This is a genomic window from Bradyrhizobium sp. P5_C11_2, from assembly GCF_054049755.1.
The window spans coordinates 1-6674 of record NZ_JBFULT010000423.1 but is presented as its reverse complement, the minus strand read 5'-3'; the positions used below and the strand labels follow the sequence as shown (position 1 = coordinate 6674).

Sequence of the window (6674 nt, the reverse complement as noted above, 5' to 3'; positions counted from 1 at the left end):
GCCATGATCCGCTACGCCTTCAGCAATTCGTCGAACGGCTGGCTGGAGCTGCAATGGTACATGTTCGCCATCCTCGTGATGTTCGGCGCGTCCTACACCTTCAAGCGCAATGAGCATGTGCGGGTCGAGATCTTCTATTTGACGCTTTCGGAGCGCGGCCAGCTCTGGCTCGACATGATCGGCACGCTGTTCTTCCTGATCCCCTCCTGTCTGCTGCTCGCCTATCTGTCGTGGCCGTTCTTCATGCAGGCCTACAATGTCGGCGAGGTGTCGGGCAATGCCGGCGGCCTGATCCGCTGGCCGATCAAGTTCGTGATCCCTGCCGGCTTCGTCCTGCTGGCGCTCCAGGGTGTTTCCGAAGTCATCAAGCGTATCGCGGCTCTCCAGGGCTATGTCACGATCGACGCCAAGTACGAGAGGCCGACCCAATGATTACGCTGGAGATGATGCCGCCGATGATGTTCGGCGGCCTGGTTCTGGCGATGCTGATCGGCTTCCCCGTGGCGTTCACGCTGGCGGCGGTCGGGCTCTCGTTCGGCTTCCTCGCCATCCATCTCGGATTCTTCGACCTCAACTTCCTCCAGGCGATTCCCGGCCGCGTGTTCGGCAGCGTGCTCTCCAACGAGCTCCTGCTCGCGATTCCCTTCTTCACCTTCATGGGCGCGATCCTGGAACGATGCGGCCTCGCCGAGGACATGCTGGATTCGATGGGCCAGCTGTTCGGCCCGATCCGCGGCGGCCTCGGCTACTCCGTCATCATCGTCGGCTTCATCCTCGGCGCCATCACCGGCACGGTGGCGGCCCAGGTCATCGCCATGGCGATGATCTCGATGCCGGTGATGATCCGCTACGGCTACAACATGCGCTATATCACCGGCGTGCTCGCCGCCTCCGGCACGATCACGCAGCTGGTGCCGCCCTCGCTGGTGCTGATCGTGCTCGCCGACCAGCTCGGCAAGTCGGTCGGCGACATGTATCTCGGCGCCTGGGGCCCCTCGGTGTTCCAGATCATGCTGTTCGCCGGCTACACCTTCGTGCTCGGCCTGATCAAGCCGGACCACGTGCCGCCGGTGCCGAAGGAAGCGCGCACGCTGACCGGCTGGGCGCTGTGGAAGAAGTGCCTGATGGGCATCATCCCATCGGCGGTGCTGATCTTCGTCGTGCTCGGCACCATGATGATGGGCCTTGCGACCCCGACGGAAGCCGGCGCGATGGGTGCGATCGGCGCCATCGTGCTCGCCGCGATCCATCACAAGGACTTTTCCTCGGCAGGCCGCAAGATCCTGATCCTCGGCATCGTCGCCGCCGGCGTTGGCACCATCGTCGCGATGCTGTTCACCGAGAACCTGATCTTCAGGCTCGCGTTCGCGGTCACCTATCTCGCCGTGACCTGGATCTGCATCGAGGCCGCGCGCATCCCCGACCTGCGCGACCTGATCAAGCAGGGCTACGAGACCACCATGCGCATCACCTGCATGGTCACCTTCATCCTGATCGGCTCGACCTGCTTCTCGGTGGTGTTCCTGGGCGTCTCCGGCGGCGTCTGGCTCGAGCACCTGCTGACCTCGCTGCCGGGCGGCGTCTGGGGCTTCCTGATCTTCATCAACCTCTTCATCTTCTTCCTGGCGTTCTTCCTCGACTTCTTCGAGATCGCCTTCATCATCCTGCCGATGATCGCGCCGATCGCGCAGAAGGTCCTCGCGCCGGTGGTGGGGCCGGATGCGGCGCTGATCTGGTTCGGCGTGATGCTCTGCGTCAACATGCAGACCTCGTTCCTGCATCCGCCGTTCGGCTTCGCGCTGTTCTATCTGCGCGGCGTGGCGCCGAAGGAAGTGAAGAGCTCCGATATCTATTGGGGCGCGATCCCCTGGATCGGCCTGCAGATGATCATGGTCCTGCTCGTGATCGTCTTCCCGGTCACGGTGACGGGCCTGCTCGACAAGCCGCTCAATGTCGACCTCGACAAGGTCAAGATCGAGGTGCCGCAGATCGACCTGCCGCCGCTGGACCTGGGACCACCGCAGAAGTAGCGGCCGCGCTTTCTTCCTTCTCCCCTTGCGGGAGAAGGTGGCGCGCGTAGCGCGCCGGATGAGGGGTTGCTTCCGCGCACTCAACTGAGAATAGGACTCGCCGAGGCAATCCCTCACCCGTCTCGCCGCTATCGCCCATAGCCGATGCAAAGCATCGGCGTTATAAGGACGGCGGCCGAAGGCCGCCTATGCCACCCTCTCCCACAAGGGGAGAGGGTTTGGCGGCGCGCGTGACAAGCGCGGCAAACACGGGCATACCGGGCCATCCTCCAATTGATGGACCGCCGCGCATGTCCCGATCGTACTTTGCTCCGTCGCTGTTCGCTTCGCTCTGGCTGGCATGTGCCGCAACAATGGCGCACGCGGAACCGATCGCCGAGATCCATGCGCTGGCGCAAAAGGAGCAGCAGCCGCTGCTCGACACGCTGCGCGATCTCGTCAGCATCGAATCCGGCAGCAAGGACATCGACGGCCTGAACCAGATCGCCGAGCGCGTTGCCGGCCAGCTCAAGCAGCTCGGCGGCACGGTGGAGATCCTGCAACCCACCGACGTCTATCGCCTCGACGACACGCCCGAGAAGATCGGCCCGGCCGTGCACGCCGTGTTCAAGGGCACCGGCAGTAAGAAGATCATGCTGATCGCCCACATGGACACGGTGTACCTGAAAGGCATGTTGAAGGACCAGCCGTTCCGCATCGACGGCGACAAGGCCTACGGCCTCGGCATTTCCGACGACAAGCAGGGCGTCGCGCTCATTCTCCATACCGTGGCATTGCTGCAGAAACTAAGCTTCAAGGATTACGGCACACTCACGGTGCTCACCAATGGCGACGAGGAGATCTCCTCGCCCGGCTGGCGCAGCACCATCACCAAATTCGCCGCGGATCAGGACGTGGTGTTCTCGTTCGAGGGCGGCGGCACCGACGGCACGCTGCGCCTCGCCACCAGCGGCATCGGCTCCGCCTATCTCACGGTGCAGGGCAAGTCCTCGCATGCGGGCGCACGGCCCGAGGGCGGCATCAACGCGCTGTACGAGCTCTCGCACCAGGTGCTGCAGATGAAGGACCTGTCCAAGCCCGAACAGGGCCTGAAGCTGAACTGGACGGTCTCCAAGTCCGGCACCAACCGCAACGTGATCCCTGCCGAAGCCACGGCCCAGGCCGATGCGCGTGCGCTCAAGGTGGCGGATTTCGACGAGTTGCAGAAGGCGCTGCAGGAGAAGATCAAGAACCGCCTGCTCCCCGACTCCAAGGTCGACCTGAAATTCGAGGTGCGTCGCCCGCCGCTCGAGGTCGACGACGCCTCGCGCCGCGTCGCGGCCTACGGCAAGAGGCTCTATCAGGAGCTCGGACTGTCCCTCAAGGTCGACGAGAAGGCGACCGGCGGCGGCACCGATGCCGCGTTTGCCGCGCTCAAGACCAATGGAGCCGTCGTGGAAGGCATGGGCCTGTCGGGCTTCGGTGCGCACTCCAACGATGCCGAATATGTGCAGATCAACAGCATCGTGCCGCGTCTTTATCTGGCGACACGCATGATCATGGACCTGTCCACCGGCAAGCTGAAATAGCCGCCGCTTTTCTTCCTTCTCCGCTTGCGGGAGAAGGTGGCGTAGGCCGCCTTTGGCGGCCGTCCTAAAGTGGCCGCCGAAGCGAAGCTCGGCTACGGCGCCGGATGAGGGGTCCTCCCCGCGCACGCATCTGCGAGAGACAGACTCGCAGAGACAGACCCCTCACCCGTCTCGCCGCTAGCGCCATAGCCGATGCAAAGCATCGGCGTTATGAGGACGGCGGCCGAAGGCCGCCTATGCCACCCTCTCCCACAAGGGGAGAGGGTGCAGTGTCAGTGCCGCACTGGTTTCACCCCAGCGTCGCCCGCTTTCTCCGCCAGCCTGAACCGCAGCGTGAACTGTGCGCCGCCGTCCGGGAGATTTTCCACCGCAACGGTCGCGGCATGATCATCCGCGACGGCGCGCACGATCGACAGCCCGAGGCCCGCGCCGTCGGTACGCTGGCGGTCGGCGCGCCAGAAGCGCTGGAAGATCAGGTCGCGCTCGGCCTCCGCAATGCCAGGGCCGCGATCGCGCACATGCACCGAACCGTCGTCGCGCACCTCGACGTCGACCGACGTGTCCGTCGCGGTGAACTTGATGGCGTTTTCGGCGAGGTTGAAGATCGCGCGCTGCAGCATCTCGGAATTGCCGTGGATCATCACCGGCGCATCCGTGCCCTTGAGCGCGATGTCCTTGTGGCGGGCGAGCGCGAACGGGGCGATCGCGCCGACCACCTCGGCGCAGACCGCGCGCAGGTCGGCGGTCTCGCCGGGATCGAGCACCAGCGTGTCGAGCTCGGCGATCTCCAGGAGCTGGGCGACGATCCGGCTCATGCCCTCGATGTCGGCATGCAGCACCTCGCGCGCGGCGCCGTCATGAAGCGTCTCGATCCGCGTGCGCAGGATCGCGAGCGGCGTGCGCAATTGATGGGCGGCATCGGCCGTGAACTGCCGCTGCACCCGAAAGCCGTCCTCGAGGCGGTCCAGCGCCTGGTTGACGGCGGTGACGAGCGGCATGATCTCGCGCGGGATCTGTTCGGTGGGCAGGCGGATGTCGGTGCGCGACGGACCGATATTGCTCGCCTCCTCCGAGGCCTTCCACAACGGCGCGACCGCGCGACGGAAGATGATGATGTCGGCCGCGAGCAGGATCAGCAGGATCGGGATGGTGATCCATCCGACCCGCCGGAAGAAGTTCGAGACGATGTCGTCGATGATGACGTCGCGATGGGAGAGATCCTCGGCAACGCGGATGCGCACCAATTTGCCGTCGATGATGCGGGTGACGCCGGCGCCGGAAATCGTCTCGGACAGCGTCGGCGCCGCAGCGGCTGCGCCGGTCTTGCGGCGCGATGAAAACAGCAAGCGGCCGTCGGCATCGCGGATGTCATACAGATAACGGCCATAGGCCTCCGAGTAGAGGCCCTTGAGACTGTCAGGCAGGTTGAACGTCAAGAGGCCGTCCGGCTGCGCGACGATGCGCTCGGCGAGCACTTCGGCCTGCGCGCGCATGGCGTCGCGGTGCAGCTGGTCGATCTCCGAATTGAGCAGCCAGAACAGCACCAGCGGCAGGAAGATCGCGACCATTGCGACCGCGACGATGTGCATGAAGACGATGCGCGAGATCAGCGATTTGAAGGTCGGCGACCTCTGCGGCACGCTATTTCTCCTCGGCCATGAGATAGCCGACGCCGCGAATGGTGTGGATCACGACCTTGGCGCCGTGCTCGGCAAGCTGCTTGCGCAGCCGCGACACATAGACCTCAACCGCGTTGGAGGCGACCTCGCCTTCGAGGCCGAAGATGTGGTCCTCGACGTTCTTCTTCGGCACCACCCGCCCCTGCCGGCGCAACAGGATCTCCAGCACCGACGCCTCGCGCGCGGAGATGATCCGCGGCTGGTCGTCGATGAAGATCTGGCGGCTTTCGGTGTCGTAGACCAGGTTGGCGAGGCGCAGCGAACGCCCGAGCAACTGGCCCGGGCGGCGCAGGATCGCCTCCAGCCGCGCCACCAGCTCCTCCATGGCGAACGGCTTTGCGAGGTAGTCGTCCGCGCCGCTGCGCAGGCCGCTGACGCGGTCCTGCAAGCCGCCGCGCGCGGTCAGCACCAGCACCGGCAGCGGATCGGTCTGGCGGCGCAGCTCGCGCAGCACCGACAGGCCGTCGCCGTCGGGCAGGCCGAGATCGAGGATCATCGCGGCATAGTTGACGTTGCGCACCGCCTCGCGCGCCTCGGCTGCGGTGCTGACGATGTCGCTCTCATAGCCGGCCGCCGAAAGCCCGCTGGCCACGAGCCGCGACAGCTCGGCATTGTCCTCGACGATCAGAAGGCGCATCGCAATCTCGCCGGATGTTCCGGTGTCACCACACGGCTCGCGCCGCTTCCTCGCTCTCTTCCACCATCCGTCCGGTTTCAGCCAGCAAAAAGGCAAACATCGCCAGCCTTTTCGTACCTGTCAGGTTCGCGTAAGGCAATTTGGAGGCCCCTGATGCGGCCGCGCGGTCGGCTGTTGAGCCGCAAGCCTATCAGCGCTTAAGAGGCACGCCTGGCATTCGCGAATAGGCAGGTTGTCGTCTGCTTGTTGGCGCGTCGCGAAGCGCAAAACCCCGGAGCCTTCGCTCCGGGGCCTTGCACGCGATAGGTGACGCGATCAGCTCTGCGACCGCCGCGCCATGAAGATGTCGTATCCGACCTCGGCGACCTGGAACCAGGAATAGCTGTCGTTGGAGAATTTGGTGAGGGACTCGTACACCTTCTTGAAGTTGGGGTTGGTCGCCGAGACCTCGTCATGCAGCTCCTTGGCCGCCTTGTAGCAGGCATCCATGATCGGCGGCGAGAAGGCGTGCAGCTTGGTATTGTTGGCGAGCAGCTTCTTCAGCGCCAGCGGATTGGCCTGGTCGTAGCGCGCCATCATGTAGTTGTTGGCGTAATGGCCGGCCTGTGTGAGCACGCTCTGGTAATATTTCGGCAGCGCGTTCCACTTGTCGAGGTTGACGAAGGCCAGCAGCATCGGGCCGCCCTCCCACCAGCCGGGATAGTAGTAGTGCGGCGCGATCTTGTAGAAGCCGAGCTTCTCATCATCGTAGGGGCCGACC

Annotated in this window: 5 protein-coding genes and 1 pseudogene; 3 read left to right on the top strand and 3 right to left on the bottom strand. The window is 64.6% G+C overall.

All coding sequences use genetic code 11. The annotated features are described in order from the left end of the window. The 3 genes from ACXJL8_RS29785 to ACXJL8_RS29775 all read left to right on the top strand — a co-directional run. Positions 1-432 (top strand): TRAP transporter small permease subunit (locus tag ACXJL8_RS29785; RefSeq protein WP_456686074.1); only part of this gene is annotated, 432 nt, incomplete at its 5' end. After that, a complete protein-coding gene (locus ACXJL8_RS29780; RefSeq protein ID WP_456686073.1) occupies positions 429-2030 on the top strand; it encodes a TRAP transporter large permease in 1602 nt (533 codons plus the stop codon). The genes ACXJL8_RS29785 and ACXJL8_RS29780, both read left to right, overlap by 4 nt. Positions 2031-2320: 290 nt before the next feature. Further along, a complete protein-coding gene (locus tag ACXJL8_RS29775) occupies positions 2321-3598 on the top strand; it encodes a M20/M25/M40 family metallo-hydrolase (protein ID WP_456623760.1) in 1278 nt (425 codons plus the stop codon). 272 nt (positions 3599-3870) lie between these two features. On the opposite strand, the gene ACXJL8_RS29770 is transcribed toward ACXJL8_RS29775, so the two are convergent. From ACXJL8_RS29770 to ACXJL8_RS29760, 3 genes and pseudogenes are all read right to left on the bottom strand, one after another. Further along, positions 3871-5187: a sensor histidine kinase gene (locus tag ACXJL8_RS29770; RefSeq protein WP_456623778.1), complete on the bottom strand. Its 1317-nt coding sequence runs from the start codon at positions 5185-5187 to the stop codon at positions 3871-3873. Between the two features lie 52 nt (positions 5188-5239). Beyond that, the gene (locus tag ACXJL8_RS29765; RefSeq protein WP_456623761.1) at positions 5240-5914 is read right to left on the bottom strand and encodes a response regulator transcription factor; all 675 of its coding nucleotides are present in this window, start codon (positions 5912-5914) and stop codon (positions 5240-5242) included. Between the two features lie 315 nt (positions 5915-6229). Next, positions 6230-6674, bottom strand: a pseudogene (locus tag ACXJL8_RS29760) (ABC transporter substrate-binding protein); the annotation flags it as partial.

What these genes read in the sequence shown, in the direction of transcription:
- ACXJL8_RS29780 (WP_456686073.1), top strand. Translation starts at nt 429, where the DNA reads ATGATTACGCTGGAGATGATGCCGCCGATGATGTTCGGCGGCCTGGTT.
- ACXJL8_RS29775 (WP_456623760.1), top strand. Translation starts at nt 2,321, where the DNA reads ATGTCCCGATCGTACTTTGCTCCGTCGCTGTTCGCTTCGCTCTGGCTG.
- ACXJL8_RS29770 (WP_456623778.1), bottom strand. Translation starts at nt 5,187, where the DNA reads ATGCACATCGTCGCGGTCGCAATGGTCGCGATCTTCCTGCCGCTGGTG.
- ACXJL8_RS29765 (WP_456623761.1), bottom strand. Translation starts at nt 5,914, where the DNA reads ATGCGCCTTCTGATCGTCGAGGACAATGCCGAGCTGTCGCGGCTCGTG.